Consider the following 21,915-nt stretch of genomic DNA (forward strand, 5'->3'; position numbering starts at 1 on the left):
CAGGCAAAAAGCTTTGGATGGAATAGTGTGGATGCTTCTGATTTTTTTGTGGACTCAAGAGATCAATTACACCTATTCTTAACGGCTGATAAGACAAGCTCATCAGGAGAGGGAGTGGTTCACCTGTATATGGATGAGGATGGATGGCAAAGCGTATATTGGACCGGCAAGAGAGCACGTGCATGTGCCTATGTTGATGCAGATATTGATAACAAAGGCAGAATACACCTGGTATGTATAGGCCCGGATTTCAAAATTTCCGGGGATCTAAACAGTGTATTTTATACACATTCGGATGATGCAGGGAACTCATGGGCTCCCGCCAAACGAATAAGCTTGTCTAAGCAAAATCAAGCATCAAGTCCTGACCTCATGATCGCTCCAGATGGAAGAATCCACCTGCTTTGGGCAAAAAATCTGAGTGGAGGATTCATGCCACAAACCATTTTTCACACTTTTTCAGATGATAATGGAGAGAGCTGGCGAGAACCCACTAATTTGAAAACTGATTATCAGCCAATCACATATGATTGTGTCATGGATTCAACAGGAAATCTCCACATGGTATATGCAACCCCTATAATGCCACCTGAGGTTATTGAAAAAAGCACCTTTTATACTCACTGGAATGGATCAGAATGGGTTGAATTTGAACCAATAGTCCATTCGGGATTCTTTCTTAATTTCAGTTCTGAACTCCTGAAAACCAATGAGGGGAAACTGTACATGACTGCCCGGCAATACAATGCAGATAATTGGCAAGAGAAAGAGTATAACCCCAAATTGGAACAAGCGGTTTATTTAACTAAACAATTATATCAATGAATCATCGTGCCCCGCTGTCGAAGCCCCCCCTTGTATGCTATGCCTTACTGTACCACCTTCTGCATCTCGTAAAATACACGGCCGTCATACTCGTCCAGCAATCTTTCTTTAAACAGATCTTGAGCATTAACAATATTTAAATCTGCAACAGCGCGTACGGCGTGGTATCGCATCCTCGGATCGCTGTCCCTGAGCAGGTTTCCTATCCACTCAGTCCACTGCTCTTGGCTGGCATCTACTTGTTTTAATGTATTCAAAGCTTCAGCACGAACGGGATAGCTGTAGCTTTCGCCCATCAGGATCGTCAGGTTTTTGATGAGATTATCACTGGACAGCCGACCATGATCGGCCAATTTCTTCAGCACAAATACTGATTTATGCCCCACCGTGTCCTGGTTCACCACCTGCTGTGCAAAACTTATAAGTGACTCGGTATGGGAAGAGTCTGCTGTTGCCAAGAGGCTGTTTGTGGCCTGCTTAAACAGCCGTATCGTATCAGCTTGCACCGCTGTCTGCTGTAGCGCCTGAATCACCTGATCATTACCCTGATAATAGCTTAGAGCCTGGATAGCCGCTAACTTGATATCAAACTGATCCCGGCGTAACGCATCCAGAAACTGCTGCTCGGTTCCGGTTGCCCCCTGCGTTATGGCTCCCATGGATGAGAGCAGAGCCGCTTCCACCTCAGGGGGCTGCTCGGTTGACATCAGGTCCATAATAGCAAGCTGAAGGTCGGGGTTGTCGGCATGGTTTCTCAACTGCCGGGCCGCTTCCACTTTTTCCTCAGGCGACTGGGCGTTTCTAAGCTGACTCAATACAAATGAAACCGGCTTATACTCTATCAGCGTAAGGTCCTCCCGATGCGATGAGTTTATCGTCACGTAGGAGACCAAGGGATCCAGATTAAGCAGAACCGAGTCACTGCCCCCGGTAAAGGTGACCTCCGTAGTATCTGCTTGCATGCCGGTATATTCGATCAATGGCAGGGTTACCAGCTCTGTCAAAACGGAATCACGGGCCTGGAATTTCAGCAGCAGTTCGCCCTTTGTTTCGTTGTATTGGTAATCTACTTCATACACAATGGAATCTTTTTCGACGGTTTCCTGCTGGTCTAAAAGTAATTGCGGCGGGCTAAACCACGGCTGACCACTGCTTTGGTACCAGCTTTCCGCATAATCGGTCCAGCTTTTAACCGCACCGCCCTGGGTAATTTCATCATTCAGATTTTGCTCAATAACCTGCTTCCAGGTTGTATCATCCCATTGCGGATAAAACTGCTGCCACTGGTTCCAGTGTTTGGGACTAAACGCGTGATAGGGATTCACCGACACTTCCGGGTTTGTTGCATCCTTGATCGGGTCCGGGGATTCCTGCGGAAGAGACTGATTTAACACGGTTTGGTAAAGATTGATCGCCTCTGCATCCGACCACTGCTCCTCCCGCTGCAGCAGGCCAAACCACTGGGCATAAATACCGCGACGAAGCTGGGCTTCAAGGTCGCCCCTGTTCTTGAAAAGGAATACAGAACCAGCACTGTAGGGTTTCGTCTCCCAGCGGTGATCATCGAGTATTATAACATTTAATGTCTCAAAAGGATATTCAACACCGAGTCGTGTTTCAGTACGACTTAAAACCGAATAGGTTTTCTCCAGCAGTTGCTTACCCGATCTGTTTATGAATCCCGTATCTCCCGAGACACGAACCTGCTTGATTCCATAAGAAGTTTCAACACTTTTAAGCGGACCGGCTGCGAACCATAGCGAAGAAGCAGGAATTGAACGATCGCTCTGCCACTGCACCTTCTTCTCCTCAACCGATGTAATCTCTTCAATGTTTGTTTTGCCCGGAGCAAAAGCCAAAAAGTTTCCCGGTACCGTCAAAGTTATCTCCGTAGAGAACGTTACCCGTGGGTGATCAACCACCGGCAACCAGTGCCGATTCGAAAGTGGCAGCGACGAAGTCCAAACGGTTCCATTTGAGCCAAAGTGAACGCCAAATTTGGGAGTAGTCTCATAAATGATATCTATCCCATAACTCTGTCCCTTTTCTGATGGCTCTCCAAGGGAAATAAACAGCGAGTCATTCCCAAGCCTGTACGGGGTTTCACTTCCCCCTACCTGAACATCACGGATATCCATATGGGCTGCGTGCAACACAAGAGAATCGACCCCGGCAACATTCGCATTGATCTCATAAGTGGCGTGACCTTCCAACAGCTTTTGCTCAGGATCAATATTGAGGTCAAGTACCAAGTGGTTAAAAGTAAAATCAAGTTTTGGATAATGCGTGTAATCGAATGACTGCGTTTGCGCTTGAGCTAAGATCAATGAGAATGATAGCAATGCCCAAACGAAAAGAACGCCTGAACTAATTTTTTTTAGGAGCATATATCGTTAGTTATTGGAATATTTTTTAAAAATTTTGATCACTGAAGGATAAAGTGCCTTGCTGCAGGAAAAACCGTTGCCAGACTCTATCGTCTCTTTCCCGTTTGTATCACAAAAAATACCGCCTGCTTCGCGCACAACAGTTAATAACGGTGCCGCATCCCAGATATTCAGTACCGGGTCAAACATCAGGTCGGCACGGCCGGCGGCCACCATCATATGGCCATAAGCATCCCCCCACGTACGATGAACACGCGTGGTATCGAGAAGTTCCGAAAACGGTTTCTCATAGCTGTACTCTGCAGGCGTGGTTACATCGGTGGACAAGAAGCTGGCTTCTGAGAGATTCTCATTTGAGCGCACAAAACAGGGCTCCCCGTTCAACCGCGTGCCTCTCCCCTCTGCTCCCTCGCACATCTCGTCCAGGGCCGGAGCATAGACGATCCCGATCTTGGGTTCATCTTTATGCAACACACCAATCAGCGTGGTATAAAATGGGATGCCGTGGATAAAGGAGAGTGTGCCATCGATGGGGTCGAGAATCCATTTGATATCACTGTCAGTGTTCACATTCTCGAACTCTTCACCGACGATGCCGTGCTCAGGAAATCGATCTTGTATCTCATCGCGCATTAGCCTTTCCGCCTCGCGATCGGCTACTGTCACCGGGGAAGCATCATCCTTGAACTCCACTTCAACGGCGTTCTTAAAATATTGCAGCGTATGATCGCCGCCTTTACGGGCTATTTCTATTGCCGCTTCATGCAACGTTGTTAAATCAAAATTCATCTGTGCAAAAAGTCTTAGTGTGATTATTTTCAGCATGCCAAATATAGGACTCAGAAATTAGAAGTCAGAATCTAGAATAACCAGTATGACAGAAGCACAAATTCACCAGAGCATTGCCACCGAGTTGAGCCTTAAACCGAAACAGGTCGGAACTGTCGCCAATTTTTTGGATGACGGCGCCACGGTCCCATTCCTGGCGCGCTACCGTAAAGAGGCAACCGGTGGACTTGATGAAGGACAAATTCGAGATGTTCGTGATAAACTCAACTTTCACCGCGAGCTCGAAGATCGAAAGAAGACGATCCTGAAAACAATTGATGAACAGGACAAACTGACTGAAGAGCTGGAAGAAAAAATTAAATCGTGCACCGATCTGAATGAGCTTGAGGATCTTTACCTTCCGTACAAGCCGAAGCGCCGCACGCGTGGAGATATGGCCAAGGAAAAAGGACTGGAACCGCTGGCTGAACTGATCTGGGCTCAGGAAGTTGAAAAAGGAGACCCGATGGAGTTTGCCGCCGATTATGTGGATGAAGAAAAAGAGGTTGAGACGGCCGAAGATGCCATTGACGGGGCACTTGATATCGTTGCGGAGTGGATCAACGAGTCGACTGATGTACGCGAAAAACTGCGGGACATCTTCCAGGAACATGCAGTGATCAAAACCGAAAAAAATCCCGATGTGGATGAGCGTACCAACTTTGAAGATTATTACGAGTTCTCGCAAAAAGCCAAATATCTCAAACCTTACCAGATTTTAGCCATCAACCGCGGGCAGCGAGAAAATATTCTATTTGTGAATGTGGAGCTTTGGGATGATGTGACCCTCGAAAACATTGATGATGTGGTGATCAAAAACGATATGAGCATCTTTGTTCCGCTGATCCAGGATGCCGTGGAAGACGCCTACAAGCGGCTGCTGTTCCCATCCCTCGAGCGCGAGCTCCGCACAAAACTCACCGAGAAAGCGGATGAACACGCCATCGAGACGTTTGCCACGAACCTGTCGAATCTGCTGATGCAGCCGCCGCTCGATCATAAAGTGGTTATGGGGATCGACCCGGCCTATCGCACCGGGTGTAAAGTAGCCGTTGTGGACGAAACAGGTAAATACCTGGAAGGAACGACTACCTATCCGACGCCGCCGCAGGAAAAAGTGGCAGAAGCCGAGGAGGTTTTTGCAAACTATATCGAAAAATATAATGTGAACCTTATTGCCATCGGCAACGGTACTGCCAGTCGCGAGACCGAACAGATCGTGGCTAATTTCATCCAGAAGCGAAAAGAGAGTCACCCTGATGAGGAGCTCAATTATATGATTGTCAATGAAGCAGGAGCCTCGGTCTATTCCGCTTCCGAAGTGGCCGCAGAAGAGTTTCCAGACCTGGAGGCAGCCCAGCGCGGCAATATCTCTATCGCACGGCGTGTGCAGGATCCACTGGCTGAGCTGGTGAAAATTGATCCTAAATCTATCGGAGTGGGCCTGTACCAGCACGATGTCAACCAGTACCAGCTGGCGCAATCGCTGGAGGATGTGGTGGAAAGCTGTGTGAACCAGGTAGGTGTCAACCTCAATACGGCCAGCGCCCCGCTGCTGTCACACATTTCCGGACTCAGTTCGTATGTGGCGAAAAACATCGTACGGCGCCGCGAAAGCGAGGGCATCTTTAAAAGCCGTGAAGAAATTAAGGAGATTACCGGGGTCGGCGATTTCCGCTTCCAGCAGGCAGCGGGATTTATGCGAATCCCTGAGTCCAGCAATCCCTTGGACAACACCGCTATCCACCCCGAAAGCTATGAGGCGACAGAGAAACTTTGCAATCTCTTCAGCATTGATCTGACAAAGCTAAAAGAACAAGGCAAAGCAATTTCGGAGAAGCTTTCCAACATCAACAAAGAGGAAGTGGCTGAGCAGATCGGTGTAGGCGTCCCCACGCTGGAGCTTATTATCGAGAATTTGCAAAAACCGGGTCGAGATCCGCGTGAATCACTGCCAAAGCCGGTGCTGCGCGATGATGTCATGAAGATGGAAGATCTGAGCGAAGGTCAAAAGCTGCAGGGCACCGTTCGCAACGTGGTGGATTTCGGTGCATTTGTCGATATCGGGGTCAAGCAAGACGGGCTTCTCCATATTTCCAAAATGGCGAAACACAAGGTGGAAGATCCGCATGTTGTTGTTGCCGTGGGTGACATCCTGGACCTCACCATTGTGTCACTCGACCTCGAAAGAGGACGAATTGGGTTGTCTCTTGTTGATTAACAAAACAAGTTGAAGGTTCAAGGTTAAAAGTTGAACGTTTTGGACAGAAAAAAACCTTAAACATCCAACCTTCAGCATTTAACTGCTTTTAATGTATGATTCTTAACTCTTACTGTTTATTTTAAGCGAGCAAGCTCATAAAGTGCCTAAAAACAACATATAACAATGACAGAATCACAGATTCCTGAAATCACTGAACAATATTATTTCAACGTCTTCAATCGCCTGCCGATTACGTTAGAGCGGGGCGAAGGTACCCGCGTATGGGATGAAGATGGAAACGAATATATCGACTTCCTGGCCGGCATTGCCGTGAACAGCCTGGGACATAACCATCCCGCTGTGGTAAAAGCGATCCAGGAGCAATCTGAGCGGCTTATCCATGCCTCCAACATTTTCTATTACAAGAAGCAGGCTGCGCTGATCAAGAAGATGGCAGAAGTCTTTGACATGGACAGAATTTTCTTGTGCAACAGTGGGGCTGAAGCTGTAGAAGGGTCAATTAAACTGGCCCGCAGATATGCTGCAAAAAACGGGAAAAACGGGGAAATCATTACGATGGAAAACGGCTTCCACGGCCGGACAATTGCTACTATCTCCATGGGGATGAAGAAATACCAGGAAGGTTTTGATCCCATGCTCGGCGGTTTTAAAGAGATCCCCTTCAACGATATTGAAGCACTCGAGGCTGCATTTGATGAAAATACTACCGGTGTCATCCTGGAGATAATTCAGGGATCCGGCGGACTCCATGTAGCCACCAAAGAGTTTATGAAAGCGATTGAAAAACTCTGCAGGAAACACAATGCCGCGTTTATTGTGGATGAGGTTCAAACCGGTGTTGGTCGTACAGGTGCTTGGTTTTCCTATCAAAACTTTGGCGTACAGCCCGATATCGTCGCCTCGGCCAAAGCGCTGGGCAACGGATTCCCCATAGGGGCAGTGCTGGCCCGAGAGGAAGTAGCTGAAGCCATGGGTTCCGGCATGCACGGCAGCACGTTCGGCGGTAACCCAGTGGCATCTGCTGCAGCACTTGCTACACTCGAGGAGATGGAGAAACAGCAGATTGTGAAGCAGGCTGCTGAGAAAGGTGCCTACTTCGTAGAAAAGCTACAAGAACTAGCCGACAAGCTGGACGGGGCGATCAGGGATATTCGCGGCCTCGGACTCATGATCGGCGTGGAGCTCTCTTTCGGCTGTGGCGACATTGTCACTGAAATGCTGGATCGCGGTATCATCACCAACTGCACGAAAGGCAATGTCATCCGCATTGTGCCTCCTATCATTATTACCGCTGAAGAGATCGACACCTATGTTGAGAAGCTTGAGGAGTCGATAAAAGCGGTACGGGCCGAAGCGTGATCATAAAGTCAATATTCTTTACTTAAAAATCCCCCTTTCCTCAAAGGGGGATTTTTTATTTTTGTGAAGTCAACATTTATCTCACAAAAAATGATGTCTCATAAAGTTCTTACTATTTGATATATCTTTGAAAGCATTGGTTGAAAGTCTCCCTTAGCAAAGGGAGATTTAGAGGGTTGTCGGTATAACCAACTCAAGCGAAGAAGGCTTACCGTTCTTAGGATTCTCCGAAAAGAACTGCGGAATGAGATGGACAACGTACTGCATTCCATTGAAAGCTGGATTATCAAAAATGAGTCGGATTGCGGATAAACAACCCCCTCTGTCCCCCTTTGTTAAGGGGGATTCTAACCGCTCCTATAAAAATTTGATTCAGTTAAAAAACCTTTGCCTCTGAATAGCATTATCATTTCGTAAAACTCCCTGCATTCTTTGTGTAACTTTGTGGCACTATCCACTAATTGAATAAGCCTTTCATAACTCTTATCACATGCTCCAGGTCTTCATCTGTTACTTGGTAATGGAACGTAGCCCGAATAGTTTGCGGGCCAAACGGAACCATGCGAACACCACGCTCTTCCAACTTTTTAAGGGCTGATTCCGCCTTTTCCTCCATCAGTACAAAAATTACAATATTCGTCTCAACACTCTCCGTATCGATTTGAAGCTTGCTGCAGGCATTAATCAGTTCGGCCAGCTCCTTGGCGCGCCGGTGATCATCCTCCAACTTGCTCCAATGGTGATCAATGGCATAGTTAGCCGCAGCTGCCAACATACCGACCTGCCGCATTCCCCCGCCCAGCATCTTCCTAAAACGACGAGCGCGACGAATATTTTCACCCGATGATAACACCATCGAGCCGACTGGTGCTCCTAAGCCCTTGCTAAAGCAGACACTGATGGTATCGGCGACCTTCCCAAAGAAAGCAGGATCAATATTCGTGGCCGCAATCGCATTCCACAGCCTAGCGCCATCCAGGTGAATTTTAAGTCCATGGTCATCCGCAAAAGCTCTCAATTCTTCCAACTCTGATTTTGTGTAACATGCCCCTCCACCCTTGTTAGTACTATTCTCGACAGCAATTACTCGAGTGTTTGGCTCCCACATAAATTTCCCCCGAATCCTGTCGTGAAGCATCTCAGCCGTCAATTTTCCACGATGACCCGCCAGCGTTTGCAGTTGCACCGATGAGATAAACGAGGCCGCCCCACCCTCGTAATTAAAAATATGGCCCTTCTTTTCGATGAGTATTTCATCACCCGGCTCAGTTAAGATTTTAATACTGATCTGATTGCCCATGGTCCCGCTGGGTACAAACAACCCGGCCTCAATCCCAAACAATTCGGAGACCTTGTCTTCCAGTTCATTCACGGTGGGATCTTCACAAAACACATCATCGCCCACTTCAGCATCCATCATCGCATGGCGCATGCCATCGGTCGGGGTGGTAACGGTATCGCTTCGCAGATCAATCATATCGGAATCAAAGATATTGTTCCAAAATCTGGTTAAATGCCTCGGTGTTGATATTTGTGCCGCATAAAATCAGTCCCACTTTTTTGCCTTCCAGGCGGTACTTCAATGGTCCAACTAAAGCCGCGAGAGCAGAAGCTCCTGCAGGTTCCACGGCCAGCTTCAATTCCTCAAATGTCAACTTCATAGCGCTGGCCAGTTCCTGATCCGTCACAAGAACCACGTCATTAACAAACTTCTGGCATAGGGCAAAGCTATATGGCGCGGCATGGGGAGCACCGAGACTGTCAGCGATGGTGGCAACTTTCTCAATCGATTCCGGTTTGCCGGACTTCAGGCTTTTGCTCATGCTGTCGGCTCCTTCCGGTTCTACGCCAAACACTTTGCATTGGGGATTTAGTTGCTTGATCGCAGATGAAATTCCTGCACACAGTCCACCGCCGCCAATCGGTACTATCACAGCATCCAGGTCTGGAACCTCTTGATGGAGTTCAAGTCCCACGGTGGCGGTACCCAGAGCAGCAAGTCGGCCTTCAAACGGATGGATGAAAGCACGTCCCTCCTGCTCTTTAATCTCCTCCACCCGATCAAAAGCCAGGTGGACATCATCAACGAGCTCTACCTCTGCCCCAAGTGATCTGCATTTCTCAACTCGATACTTATTGGCTGATTTGGGCATTACCACCTTGGCTGTGGTATTCATCGATTTGGCGGCGTAGGCTACCGCAATGGCATGATTACCGGCACTCACGGCCGTCACTCCTTTCTCAAGCTGGGTGGATGTGAGATTATGCATATTCATCAAAGCACCCCGTGGCTTGAAACTGCCGGCATACTGGAAAAGCTCCATTTTAAGATAAACCTGGGTATCTCTGCCAACTGCTTCTTCACTAACATCCCCTTTCCATTGCCAGACAGGGGTTAACCGAATTTGGTCGTACAGCTGTTGATGTGCCGCCTTAATATCCTGTATCGTGGGAACTGAAATCTCAGTCATGACAAATTTCAGAATTAGTAATTAATGGAACTACAATTGTTTGAAATAATAACACATTCATAAAAGAACCTGTAATATCAATTCTTAGACAGGAAGCATTTTCTGGAAAGCTCGTAAAACGATGCTATAATAAGCAGTAAGCAGGGTCTAAATTTCACTTCAAAAAAAGATAAAAATCAGTGCTTACTGTTTTATAATTTCTGGATAGCGTAGTCTATAAATTTAATTTCCTTTAACGGGTTTAGAGATTTAAAAAAGCTTATATGTCATCCTGAACTTGTTTCAAAACGAACAGTGCGTTTTTGGCCCGAAAAGGCCCTTTTTGAGCGGTCATGTACTACCTTTTGTACCCCCGGAAATGAACCATGGGAAAGGAATTCATTTGAATATACCGCAGTGAGACCATTCCTATCTATCCCTTTTTGTACCATGGCGTACCTTATTTTCTCTTCTGAAGAAAATATGTGAATTTCCTGGGAAAGAACGTAAATTTTATCCCGTCTGCCGATGGCTCCGCAGGGTGAGCGGAAAAATGCTATTTCTTCCCGCTTCAAATGGTACAGCAAACCAGCGATAAAATAATCATTAGTTTCAATGCCGGAAAAGGTACCCGTTATATCCCGAAACACGTTCCCGAAAAGAGACCTGCTGCTCAAACTTATCGCTGACCGACTGGCAAAGCTGCGTAACGATCGTAATTTCGGCTCGGATAACGAAAGATATCTTTATACACGCATTACCGCAGTAGCATATCTCAAAGAAACCGGCCAATATCGCAGGCAACTTCAGGGTTGCCTTAAGAACTTCTCAGGCCGGACGGCCGAAACCTTTCGCCCGGAATTTGTCTCGGCCGTTCGAACGCTGTACCGGGATCATCTCTTGAATCTTGGCCGGAGCGTTATTGAATTTTCAGAGCAAAAAGTAAACCGGAGAAAAATCCTGGATTTGGATTTCAGTGGTGCTGAGATTTCCAACCCCCACTTCTCCGGGATCCTGGAGAGTCTTTTTAATGAGTATGGCGAAGTTGTTCTTAACCTGGACTATGCGCCCTGGACGTGTCGAATGGCCCGCATCTACAATTGCTCGAAGGATACCATGAACCGCCTGGAAGGCAAGCTTCGGATCATTGGACAATTCGGGTGCCTCGATGAAGCTATTTCATTTTTAGAGGTCCGCATAGGCCTGCATGGCAAGTATACCTTTAAAGTGTTAGTGGATAATTTGGATGAGCTCATCAATGACTTCCTTATCGACAGCTCCAACGGTCTTGTCAATAACGTGAAAGCCCAACAACCGCTAGATGAGCTTGTAAAAGAAGCGGCCGGGAAATACGAAATCCTGAATGCGCCTACCTATCTCGTTAATCCGGCAGCCTATAAGTCCATCCTCAAACACCGGATTAAGGCTACACTTAAAAAAGGATCATTTAATTTCCCCAGAAGCGGTCAAAATTTGTGAGAACGTATAGTCGATTTCCGAGCATACGGGGCACCATTACAGGTAAAATTACAGATTTTGAATTTACCCTATTGAATCGGTGATCAATTTTCAAAATCTGATTTTTCCGGGGCGTGAATGTTATTCCCAGATGCGGTTTCTTTGGTGGCGTTATCACATTTGAACCCACAAACAACACATTATGAGCTCTCAAGACCCCAAAGAAACCCTGCTGGAAACCATTGCCATCCTTGAGTCTAAAATGGATTTTCTGTTACGTGCTTTTAATGCCAAACCGGACAAATCCCGATACATGACGGCCCAGGATATCGAAGCGGAATTCCGTATCCTTCAGCGAACGGTACTGAACCGCAGCAACCTGCCGCCAGCCCACAAACAGTTTATTCCGAGCCTGAGGGTTGGTGGCGGACGCCGAAAATATTTTGATCGTAAAGTAATTGAACGGCTTTTTTCGGCCAATGTGTAAGAACACTCTGCCCACATACTCTTGTATCTATTTATTTTTGTAACTGAAAAACCTCAAGTAGAAACGGCCTATGCTTAATACCAGTCAACCAACGCTTCGGCGACCCAATGCAAAAGGGATCACCAGCAAAAAGGAAGTGCTTGATCTTATCGAACAGCTTTCTTCAGTAGTTCAAGAAGTGCAGTCTGAACATCCGGATCAAGCCGCAGGTGCGGTTGCTCGGATAGTTGATCTTCAATGTCACCTACAAGCTTCTTAATCTCTTTCATGCGGTTATCAAGCAACTGCTTTTCTTTCAGCTCCGTGTTAATTTCGGAATCTTCGTTAACCACAAAAGGCCTACCGTTACCCGTTAACAACCAGTTGAGATTTACCCCCGCCTTAGCAAACCGAATTAACGTGGAGCTGTTTACTTCTGTCTTCCCTCCATTTTTTATCTCCGAAATCACAGACCGATTTACGCCCGTCTCCCGCTGCATTTCAGACACATTACCCTCGTAGTATTCCTCCAGCAGATACCGGACATTATCTTGTAATATTGAGCCAGATTTTTTCTCCAACATTCCTCTTTCCTATCCTATTGGTTTTATTGTGATTGGAATAAATGCCCTTCTAAAATATTTATGATCACATCACTTTTTGTTGTTTCGTTGTTATCACATCACTACTTTAGCCCTGTAGGTATCGGTAACGTTTAACGGTAACCATCCGATTATACTACTTACCCATAAATTTTAAAAGACAGAAGTACGCTTGTGAACGGACTAATAACAAAATATAAATTTATCGAACCTCAACTCACCTGACAGGCCCCACTTATGGCAACCATTAAAACCCGCTATACCCTTGGGGATACCATCCAGTTTATTGACGGCGATGGCAAGCCCCGCAGGGAAATCGTCTGCATGATCGAAACCCAACTGGTGGAAGGGTACGATCTGTGGTTCATCACGGATATGGTGACGACCTGTACAGGCTCAACCATGTGAGTGAACACAAAATTTTAATATCTCAAAGAAAACTAAATGAGCAGCAGCAACACCCGGGAAGGCTCTCTAAAGCTACTATCGCCCAATAATCGACAATACCCAGATGAGGTTGAACCATCAGCCATTTCTGATTCTCAAAGGCAACCGTTTGAATACGTGGACAGCTCCGATCCCCTGGATTTCGGGTGGTACCGTAATGAAACCGATGGCACCAATCGCCGGATCGGCACCTTCGACATTGAAATACATTCCAAGATCATCCGCTATAATCCCGAAACACTGAAATGGGATTCGACGCTCTACGAATGTCAAGTGAGTTGGCTTACTCCGGAAACACGACATCTAACCCAAAGCGAACTCTTTGTCCTGGAGCCGGAAGACCTACTATCAAAGAAAGCCTTCCAGATTCAGATCTTTAAGCATTCTTATCAGTCGGCTCGCTTCAAGTCTGATGATGAGATCCTCTTCTTTATGAGCTTTTTGTGTAACCGCTGGCAGCCGCAAACGGTCTATGAGTTCAACTATTATGGCTTTATAGAACACCATGGCTACACCTTTTATCTGACACGCAACGCCTTAATTACTATTCCGGATGATCACCTTCGGGAGCCCCAATACATGATAGCGCCCGACCGAGACTCTGGCCTATTCCCCATGGTAGCTGCCGACACTACCTTTTACGTCAAGCCCGGGCGCATTGAACCCGCCCCGTTGTTAGATCTTTCTTCGCCCACAGATGGCTTTTACAGCGATGAGGAACATCATCTGTTTACCGAGAAAGAGCTCCAGTACTTTATAGATACCGTGCGAGACAGGTTTGGGGAGCTTATCGCCGGACAACATCCCGAAAAAAAGGCAGAAGGATATTTCATCTTCTCCTATATGCTTTCCTTTCTCTTTTTTGATGAGATCTATGACGTGTTCAAACATGTGGTCTTTTTGTATCTATTTGGAGAACCATCAACCGGTAAGGGGCAACTGTCTCAAATCATGCTCAATTTCTTTGGCCAATCCTTTACGGATGTGGATTCCAACCCTACGCTCAAGTCCGCCGAAAACAAATTGGCCAACCACAGTAAAATACCGGTCATTATGGATGAGTTTGTGCCCGGGAAAGGAAAGATCACGCCACAAGTATTTAACATGTGGTACGAATTGAGACAACGTGGGGTGAGCGCCTCCCACGATCGGACCAAAAACGCCTGGAGTCCTGTTCGGTCGCAGCTGATGTTTATCTCCAACTACAAACCCACCGAGGACCACTTCCGATCGCGGTGTATTATGATCGAATACGCCAAAGACAAACGGGGTTCGGTGGATAATCTTTGGTGGTTTGATAACCACAAAAAAGAGATGCAACGGCTCTTTCTATCTCTGCTGTACAAGTTTAATGATTTCAATCGCGAGCTGTTCAAAAGTGAGCTACTCTGGACCAAACGCCTGCTTACGGAAGCTGTTGAAGAAGAACTGGGGCGACGAAGTGACCAGGAAGGCGTGCGATTTCAGATTAAGGACCGGCAAATCGAAAATATGGCGGCCCTTATTACTGTGGATCTATTTGTTTGTCGGCCCGGTGACGTACAGTTCGCAGAATTTGTTAGCCAGTCAGCCCAAGAAAATCGAAACTCCAAGGTAAGCGAAGAGGACCTCCGGGAGATGCAGAACCTACTTCGGGATTCGCGCGTATCCACCGAAATATTTCGTTATGGCGTGGAGTTTCTAGCCAATTCCGCTGAGCGTGAAGTGCACCAAACCCCACTTCAGCAGTTCCTAGCCAGCATTGAGATTATGAATGATAACGGGGAGCTCCCGAAACGATACTACGGCTGGAACAGCAAGGATGGGCTGGTAATGTACTGGAGCGGCATTTGGGACGCCTACACCAACTATAACAAAGGCCGGGAGTATATCAGCCAGGATATTATACGGGAAGAAATTGAAGCTCTGGACCAGCATGGGAAAGCCAAAACGAATTATTACAGTTACGAAGATCCAATAAAGGGTACCGTCAAAGAAAGTCGACATGGCTACCATATTCCCCGCAAACATCTAACGCCAACCTGGCTACGCGCCTTTGGCAAGCGGGAGGAGGCGAACATCATGTTGGAAGAGCAAGGCCGCCAGCCGGCCACCGAATACCAGACAAGCACCGGTGATAGCTCACCACCATTTTAGGCGGAAATAAGAGAAATCTACGATTTTCTAAGAATTTGAAAACACCGTCTTATTTTCTTAGAAGTTCCATTTCTCCCCCAAACAACACCCTGTAAGTATAATAATAATAGTTAGTTAGTAAATAATAATATATCTAAGAAAACCACTAAGAAACGACTAAGAAGTCTAAGATCGGTCTAAGATATCTAAGATAAATCTTTGCCAATTTCTTAGACACTTAACCTATAGTTTTTACTGCACTTAACCTTGGCCTCTAAGAAAATAAGAAAGACTATGTCTAATTTTGAAAATCCTGAAAATACCACCAACCCGATGGGAAACATACCCTCAAGCAATGAAGACTTCATGACGATTGGCGAAGCGATCAGCTACATGTGTGAAAAACTGGGACGCATCTCCCGGACCACCTTTTACCGGTGCGGCTATCGCAAAATGATAACCGTGCGCAGTTACGGGCGGAATAAAAGTACCGGCCGTGAAGCCGTTAAACTGTGTCGCAAGTCAGAAGTGGATTATATCATTCAAACCATTCAGGAGAATCCCCATGCCGAAAACATCTAACCGCATAGATGAAATGCCGATGACCCGACAAAAAGTGGTAAAATCATCTATAACAAACGATCATCTGAGAGCAAAAATAGATGAAATCAACAGTCAGTATCATGATTTTAACAGACTCCACCTATATGTAGATGAAACGAGGCAATTCATTCAGGTGAATTATATAAATGATGATGGTTTTGATGCCCCATTGACGGGTTGGCTTGATATGGGACAAGTTGGGACATACCTTAACAACTACCAGCGTATGTTTTGTCTGGATCCCGACCGTATAGATCGTTTTTTCGATATGACGGAAGCAACCGTGCTTATACCTACCAGCTGGCTTCGGCATACGAGAAAACGTCCGAAAGGCATTGCTAATGCTTTTTTCTACATGAGACAGGCATATCAGGGAGTAATACCCCGGCGAAAACCTATTTCTGTTAGGCCAAATGCAGAAAAAATAGGTCTTTTTGATATTTTAGATGAGAATTTGACCTATTATGTGCAAAACACATTGGGATAAGGAGCTTACCTGTAGTTTTTAACTATTCTTCTTTTGAGGCCATCACTATATATCCCAACTCTTGGTTTTCTTCTCTGAACTTTTGAAATAACTCGTAAGCGGTGCCGTGCTCTAAAATCCCGGCTGCTTATGAATATTCATTGCCTCTTTCATGTCAGTAAGGTAGGCTCCAGGGCGAAACCCTCAATCTCTTTTTTTAGGTAAACCTACCATCAGGCGTTAATAAGACAGGTGTATTTCTCTCGTAAACGATGGCAACCACGTGGTTAGTTTGTAAACCGATCTGAGTCAAGAATCTGTTCTTCGGAATTACCATGAAACCGTTTTAATTACAAATAACAAGGTTTTTAATTGTTTCTTTTTTTCTTACTTGCCTCGTAGAGCTGTTGACATTCCGCATCATAGCTGTTGGTTATCTCCATCAATTTATTTTTTGCTTGCTTGGGAATTCTTCCTTTTGGACCTGATAACAGCTTTTTGGCAGCAACAATAAGCGTGTTAAGTTCAGATTGTTGAAGAATAACTTTCCATTGCGAGTTACCGAAATGCTGAAGTTGCATAATCTAATCTCCGTTTCTTTAAATTAATAATCCGTTCATTGCACAGGAGATGGGCTTTATCTATGGGTTGACCGCTCTCATTTTTAATGCATTTTAAGCTAGGTATAAGTCATCTGGGAGTCAAATTTGGGGCGTTACGAATGTCAGCCGACTGCCGATAATTGTAAACTCATTTTGGGGCTAATTCCAAAATATAATTATATTTAAGTGTGCTCTTCTCATATAGCGTCTCTCTTGATGAATAGTCATGCCTCCTGCTTTGATCGGCAGGGGGCACTTTTGTTAAAATAAGCTATCCCCTATCAACAAATGTGGGTATTTCGCCCACATAAGTCTTTCCAAGTATTAATTATTTATAATGTTTATTAATAATTCCACAGTAACAGTTGAGGTTGCTGGCTTTATTCGATAAGGTGTTAGTGGTGTAATCTTTTTTAAAAAGTGATCAAGAAGGGGGTATCTTAGCAGGTAGGAGAAGCTCTCCTACATTTCTTTTATTCAATCCAGGGCAAATATAAAGGTGTACTTATGAGTGCTATAGACGGCAAGTTTTCCAGTGATTTTTTTCACATGGCCCCGGATTTGATGTGTATTGCGGGCACGGATGGTGTTTTCAAAGAAGTCAATCCCGTGTTTGAATCGATGTTGGGGTACACCCAGAAGGAACTTACTTCCCGCAAGTTTTTTGATTTTATCCATCCAGATGATCACGAGGCGACCCAGCGAGAGCTAAAAAAAATAGTAGAAGGAGAACAGGCGCTAAATTTTAAAAATCGGTACCGCACCAAAGGTGGAACCTTCATCTGGCTCTCGTGGAATGCTCATGTGGATCAACATACAGGGTTAATTTATGCTACCGCCCGCGAGGTAACCGAGCAGGTGAAAACCAAACGGAAGCTGTTGGACACCAAGCAGCAATTAGAGCAGGCCAACGAGGACCTGGAGGCCTTTAGCTACTCGGTATCTCACGACCTTCGCACACCGCTACGGGCTATTACCGGGTTTTCCCAGATACTGCTGGAAGATCACGCTGGTCAACTGGACCAGGAGGGACAGCGCCTGCTGCAGGTGGTCATCGATAATACTGATAAGATGGGGGATCTGATCGATGATATCCTAACTTATAGCCGGGTAAGCCGGGCCGAACCGGTTCGCTCCCGAGTGGATCTGCAAAAGATATTTGAAGATGCAGCCAGCCAAGTGCTGGATAGTTTTCCTGAACTTAAGGATAAGACCACCGTTACCATTCAGGATCTGCCACCAAGCATGGGGGATTTATCTATGCTCAAACAGGTCGCAGTGAATCTAATCTCGAATGCAGTCAAATATTCTACCAATAGCGACCCAATTGAGGTTGAAGTTGGAGTGACAAATGGACAAAACCCCACCACCTACTACGTGAAGGACAACGGCATCGGATTTGATATGCAATATGTCGACAAGCTGTTTGGGGTGTTTCAACGGTTGCATAATAGCCGAGAGTATGAAGGAACAGGGGTGGGCCTGTCGCTGGTTAAGCGCATTATCGATTCTCACGGTGGAGATATTTGGGTGGAAAGCGAGCCTAATGAAGGAACCACGTTTTATTTTCAACTTTCTAAGAATTAACGGTGGCTAATATTATGCTTATGGATAATGCTATTGAGATACTCATTGTGGAGGATAATCCCAATGATGCGGAATTGACGATCCGGACCCTGGAAAAAAACAACCTGTCCAATAGGATTCTGTGGTTAGAAGATGGGGAACAAGCCTTGGATTTTTTAAAAGGCAGAGGAGACTATGAGGGACGCAACACCAAACACAAACCCAAAGTAATCTTTCTGGACCTAAAACTACCTAAGATGAGTGGTATTGAAGTGGTCCAAAAAATTAGACAAGAACCGAATTTGGAACAAATCCCCGTTGTAATGATGACCTCCTCCCAAGAGCAGAAAGACCGGCTGCAAGGATACCAGAATGGGGTCAACAGCTATATTGTGAAGCCCTTAGACTTTCCTGAATTCACTGAAGCCATAAACGATGTAGGCTATTACTGGTTGGTGCTCAACCGGCCACCCAACGATTAGGTTATATTGAGTAACCAAAAGGGAGATCAATGAGTGAAAGCAATATAAGGTTACTTATCGTAGAGGATACGAGCTCAGATGTTGATTTAATCATTCATCGACTCAAGAAAGATGGGGTTGACATTTCCTATGAAGTTGTTGAGCAGCTGCCGCAAGTACTAAACAAGCTGCAAAATAACGTCTATGAAATGGTTATCTCGGATTTCAACCTGGGAGGCTTTGATGGAATCGATGTTTTAAAGGTGGTCAAACAGCATAACCAGTTGCTGCCGTTTATTATGCTATCAGGGGTGATGACCCATGAGCAAGAAACCAAGGTACTTGAGCTTGGGGGGGATGAGGTCCTGCTAAAAACCCAACTCAATCGCCTGCCGTTTTCGGTACGCCGGTTGCTGCATGAGCGCAAAAGCAAAGATAAGCTACAGGAAGTTCATAAAAAGCTGAAAAAAGAACGAACCCGCATCAATCAGTCTCAAAAGTTGGCCGGAATGTTCTGGTGGGGATATGATCCTGAAAATGATAATGTAGAATGGTCAGATGCTGCCTATCATCTGTTAAAGGTAAATAAAGAGCAATTTGGGGAAACGATGGAGGCATTTATGAAACTTGTCCACCCACAAGATCGCCCCTCCCTCAAAAAAACATTGCGGGTCATCAGAAAGGAGAAAAAACCACAAATATATTCGCTTCGGATTAAATCCAAAGGAGAAATAACTCATTTTAAATGTAGTGCTGACCCTGAGGTTAATGAGAACGGTGTAATCACCTATATCTATGGAACTGCCCAAGATATAACCCAGTTAAAACGCCATGAGCAACGCCTTGAACAGGCTTTAAAACACCAGCAAGAGCTACTGTCTGAGGTTCATCACCGCGTAAAAAATAACCTGGCCATTATTTCCAGCTTTTTAGAGCTGCGTTTGTTTGAAACAACCGATCAAACCGAACGGGAATTGCTAACCAAGCTGATAGGAAAAATCAAGTCTATTGGCTTAGTTCACGAACACCTGTATCACTCGATGGATTTTCTGGAAGTTGAGTTAGGTGCTCTTATTGAGGACTTGGCAGACATGTTCCAAATGCTTACTTCCCCACATGACCAAGAGATTAACATCCAATGCCAAACGGATCCGGTCTTGCTGAATGTGAACCAAGCCGTTCCATGTTCACTCATACTATCTGAGCTGTTGGTCAATGCTGCAGAACATGCCTTCGATGGCCAAGATGATAAACGGATTACCATTATTAGTCAACCGACGAATAGTAACACCATTGAGCTAACTGTTTCCGACAACGGGGTTGGACTCCCTGAAGGATTTGCATTTGAACAAGAAGCAGGATTGGGTTCTACTATCATTTCTACGCAACTTAAGCAGCTAAATGCGGACTATATTGTTAAGACAGATAAAGGGTCCACCATTACATTTACCTTTGAGTTGAACCAAGGCAAAGGAGCACACAGCAACTGGAATTAGATAAGTTGGCCATAACTGGTTGAAATTATTCAAAATCTCTTATTGTTATTGGGCACTAGGTAGTGACAGGGGAATAAATTTAGGAAGGAAAGATAATTATGGTGATAGGGGCACAGGCGGTAGATACGCACTTACAGGTACTGGTTATTGAGGATACCCCGACCGATGCAGAGCTACTAATCCATCGACTTCGGAAACAGGATTTTACCTTTGATCACCATTTAGCCGAATCAGCTGGACAAACACGCGCTGCGCTTGAAAACTACCAGATTGATTTGGTTATCTCAGATTTTCATATGCCCGGCTTTGACGGGACCCAGGCCCTGCAGATCGTTAAGGATTTCGACCCGATGATCCCCTTCATTCTTTTGTCTGGCTCTATTGACCAAGATCAAGAAACAAAAATCCTGCAATTGGGCGCCGATGAGGTGATTATGAAGTCCAATCTTAATCGCCTTGCGTTTTCGGTACGCCGCGTATTATACGAGCGACACCAAAAAAGCCAGCTAAAATTGCTGGAATCGGTGGTGACCAATACCAAAGATGCGGTAATGATCCTGGAGGCTGAAAGCAATAATTTACCCGGCCGTAAGATTGTCTATGTCAATGAAGCCTTTACTCAAATGACCGGCTACTCCAAAGAGGAAGCCATAGGGCACACCCCACACCTGCTCAATGGCCCGAAGACCGATAAAAAGAGTAGACAGCGACTCGGCAAGGCCATGGACAGCTGGAAAACCTGTGAGGTGGAGCTACTCAATTACCGGAAAACGGGAGAAGAATTCTGGGTTAACATCTTTGTTAGGCCCGTGTCCGCCCCCAATGGAGGATATAGCCATTGGATCTGTATAGAACGAGAGATTACGGATCGAATAAAACGAGAACAGCAAATAAGGCAGTCACTGAAGGAAAAAGAGGTCTTGCTGGCCGAAATTCACCACCGCGTTAAGAATAATCTGGCGGTGGTATCCGGCTTGCTTCAGCTGGAACGATTTCATTCCAACCAGTCTGAAGTGCAAGATATTTTAAAGAAAGCCGAACTTCGTATAAAATCAATCGCAACGATTCACGAAAATTTATACAAGTCAACCAACTTTGCTTCATTATCTTTTGCCAATTATATGGATGACATCATCGAATCCATCCAAAAAGCATATGAAAGCAAGCAGACAACGATAGAATTAGAAAAAAATATTGCCCAGGTATCCTTAAATGTTAATCAGGCAATTCCCTTAGGCCTTATGATTAATGAACTGCTAACCAATGCCTATAAACATGCGTTTCCGAATAAGAAAAAAGGGCATGTTAAGATTGAGATAACACAACAGGGTGAGCATATCATTCTATGTGTTTCAGATGATGGAAAAGGCTTGCCTGAGGAAGTAACGGATCACAACGTGGATAGTTTGGGATTCACCTTAATTGACACGCTGGTAAAACAACTCCACGGGACCAGCACCATAAAGAGCGATAACGGGGTCAACTTTAGGCTTGAATTTCAAAAACGCAGCCCGAAAGGTACTGCCAATGCTCTGAATTACAATCCGAACAAATAGTAAG

19 protein-coding genes are annotated in these 21,915 nt (G+C 45.6%); 13 read left to right on the plus strand and 6 right to left on the minus strand.

The window, feature by feature from the left end; all coding sequences use genetic code 11:
* Positions 1-27: 27 nt before the first annotated feature.
* The gene (locus NC796_RS04700; RefSeq protein ID WP_310682570.1) at positions 28-825 is read left to right on the plus strand and encodes an exo-alpha-sialidase; all 798 of its coding nucleotides are present in this window, start codon (positions 28-30) and stop codon (positions 823-825) included.
* Between the two features lie 44 nt (positions 826-869).
* Here the strand turns inward: NC796_RS04700 and NC796_RS04705 are convergent, their stop codons facing one another.
* The gene (locus NC796_RS04705; RefSeq protein WP_310682572.1) at positions 870-3,212 is read right to left on the minus strand and encodes a HEAT repeat domain-containing protein; all 2,343 of its coding nucleotides are present in this window, start codon (positions 3,210-3,212) and stop codon (positions 870-872) included.
* 6 nt (positions 3,213-3,218) lie between these two features.
* Positions 3,219-4,001 carry an inositol monophosphatase family protein gene (locus NC796_RS04710; protein WP_310682574.1) on the minus strand — a complete coding sequence of 261 codons (783 nt, stop codon included), beginning with the start codon at positions 3,999-4,001 and terminating at the stop codon, positions 3,219-3,221.
* Between the two features lie 85 nt (positions 4,002-4,086).
* Between NC796_RS04710 and NC796_RS04715 the strand changes: the two genes are divergently transcribed.
* Positions 4,087-6,261, plus strand: a complete 2,175-nt coding sequence (locus tag NC796_RS04715; RefSeq protein WP_310682576.1) for a Tex family protein — start codon at positions 4,087-4,089, stop codon at positions 6,259-6,261.
* A gap of 165 nt (positions 6,262-6,426) precedes the next feature.
* On the plus strand, positions 6,427-7,623 hold the full coding sequence (locus NC796_RS04720; RefSeq protein WP_310682578.1) for an aspartate aminotransferase family protein: 1,197 nt from the start codon (positions 6,427-6,429) through the stop codon (positions 7,621-7,623).
* A 457-nt stretch (positions 7,624-8,080) separates the two neighbouring features.
* Here NC796_RS04720 and NC796_RS04725 read toward each other — a convergent pair whose 3' ends face one another.
* Together NC796_RS04725 and NC796_RS04730 are read right to left on the minus strand one after the other, a co-directional pair.
* A complete protein-coding gene (locus NC796_RS04725) occupies positions 8,081-9,100 on the minus strand; it encodes a GntG family PLP-dependent aldolase (protein WP_310682580.1) in 1,020 nt (339 codons plus the stop codon).
* Positions 9,101-9,107: 7 nt separating this feature from the next.
* Entirely contained in the window at positions 9,108-10,094 is a 987-nt protein-coding gene (locus NC796_RS04730) for a threonine/serine dehydratase (RefSeq protein WP_310682582.1), read from the minus strand.
* A 594-nt stretch (positions 10,095-10,688) separates the two neighbouring features.
* On the opposite strand from NC796_RS04730, the gene NC796_RS04735 reads away from it, so the two are divergent.
* Both NC796_RS04735 and NC796_RS04740 read left to right on the plus strand, forming a co-directional pair.
* A complete protein-coding gene (locus NC796_RS04735) occupies positions 10,689-11,552 on the plus strand; it encodes a hypothetical protein (RefSeq protein ID WP_310682584.1) in 864 nt (287 codons plus the stop codon).
* 181 nt (positions 11,553-11,733) lie between these two features.
* Entirely contained in the window at positions 11,734-12,018 is a 285-nt protein-coding gene (locus tag NC796_RS04740; protein ID WP_310682586.1) for a hypothetical protein, read from the plus strand.
* A 146-nt stretch (positions 12,019-12,164) separates the two neighbouring features.
* Here NC796_RS04740 and NC796_RS04745 read toward each other — a convergent pair whose 3' ends face one another.
* Positions 12,165-12,581: a hypothetical protein gene (locus NC796_RS04745; RefSeq protein WP_310682588.1), complete on the minus strand. Its 417-nt coding sequence runs from the start codon at positions 12,579-12,581 to the stop codon at positions 12,165-12,167.
* A gap of 255 nt (positions 12,582-12,836) precedes the next feature.
* Here NC796_RS04745 and NC796_RS04750 point away from each other — a divergent pair, with 255 nt between their 5' ends.
* The 4 genes from NC796_RS04750 (at position 12,837) to NC796_RS04765 (ending at position 16,251) form a co-directional block, all read left to right on the plus strand.
* Positions 12,837-13,007, plus strand: a complete 171-nt coding sequence (locus tag NC796_RS04750; protein WP_310682590.1) for a hypothetical protein — start codon at positions 12,837-12,839, stop codon at positions 13,005-13,007.
* A 36-nt stretch (positions 13,008-13,043) separates the two neighbouring features.
* Positions 13,044-15,182, plus strand: coding sequence for a hypothetical protein (locus tag NC796_RS04755; protein WP_310682592.1), 2,139 nt, complete (start codon positions 13,044-13,046; stop codon positions 15,180-15,182).
* Positions 15,183-15,455: 273 nt separating this feature from the next.
* Positions 15,456-15,743: a hypothetical protein gene (locus NC796_RS04760; RefSeq protein ID WP_310682593.1), complete on the plus strand. Its 288-nt coding sequence runs from the start codon at positions 15,456-15,458 to the stop codon at positions 15,741-15,743.
* Positions 15,727-16,251 carry a hypothetical protein gene (locus tag NC796_RS04765; protein ID WP_310682595.1) on the plus strand — a complete coding sequence of 175 codons (525 nt, stop codon included), beginning with the start codon at positions 15,727-15,729 and terminating at the stop codon, positions 16,249-16,251. Before NC796_RS04760 ends, NC796_RS04765 begins: the two co-directional genes overlap by 17 nt.
* A 347-nt stretch (positions 16,252-16,598) precedes the next feature.
* Here NC796_RS04765 and NC796_RS04770 read toward each other — a convergent pair whose 3' ends face one another.
* Positions 16,599-16,811: a hypothetical protein gene (locus tag NC796_RS04770; protein ID WP_310682598.1), complete on the minus strand. Its 213-nt coding sequence runs from the start codon at positions 16,809-16,811 to the stop codon at positions 16,599-16,601.
* A 528-nt stretch (positions 16,812-17,339) separates the two neighbouring features.
* Between NC796_RS04770 and NC796_RS04775 the strand changes: the two genes are divergently transcribed.
* From NC796_RS04775 to NC796_RS04790, 4 genes are all read left to right on the plus strand, one after another.
* Positions 17,340-18,419 carry an ATP-binding protein gene (locus NC796_RS04775; protein WP_310682600.1) on the plus strand — a complete coding sequence of 360 codons (1,080 nt, stop codon included), beginning with the start codon at positions 17,340-17,342 and terminating at the stop codon, positions 18,417-18,419.
* A 14-nt stretch (positions 18,420-18,433) separates the two neighbouring features.
* The gene (locus tag NC796_RS04780; RefSeq protein WP_310682602.1) at positions 18,434-18,880 is read left to right on the plus strand and encodes a response regulator; all 447 of its coding nucleotides are present in this window, start codon (positions 18,434-18,436) and stop codon (positions 18,878-18,880) included.
* Positions 18,881-18,909: 29 nt separating this feature from the next.
* Positions 18,910-20,355, plus strand: a complete 1,446-nt coding sequence (locus NC796_RS04785) for a histidine kinase dimerization/phosphoacceptor domain -containing protein (protein WP_310682604.1) — start codon at positions 18,910-18,912, stop codon at positions 20,353-20,355.
* 98 nt (positions 20,356-20,453) lie between these two features.
* On the plus strand, positions 20,454-21,911 hold the full coding sequence (locus NC796_RS04790) for a histidine kinase dimerization/phosphoacceptor domain -containing protein (RefSeq protein WP_310682606.1): 1,458 nt from the start codon (positions 20,454-20,456) through the stop codon (positions 21,909-21,911).
* Positions 21,912-21,915: the final 4 nt, after the last annotated feature.

It is taken from the genome of Aliifodinibius sp. S!AR15-10 (assembly GCF_031569985.1).
Taxonomy (GTDB): Bacteria; Bacteroidota; Rhodothermia; order Balneolales; family Balneolaceae; genus JAMQKA01.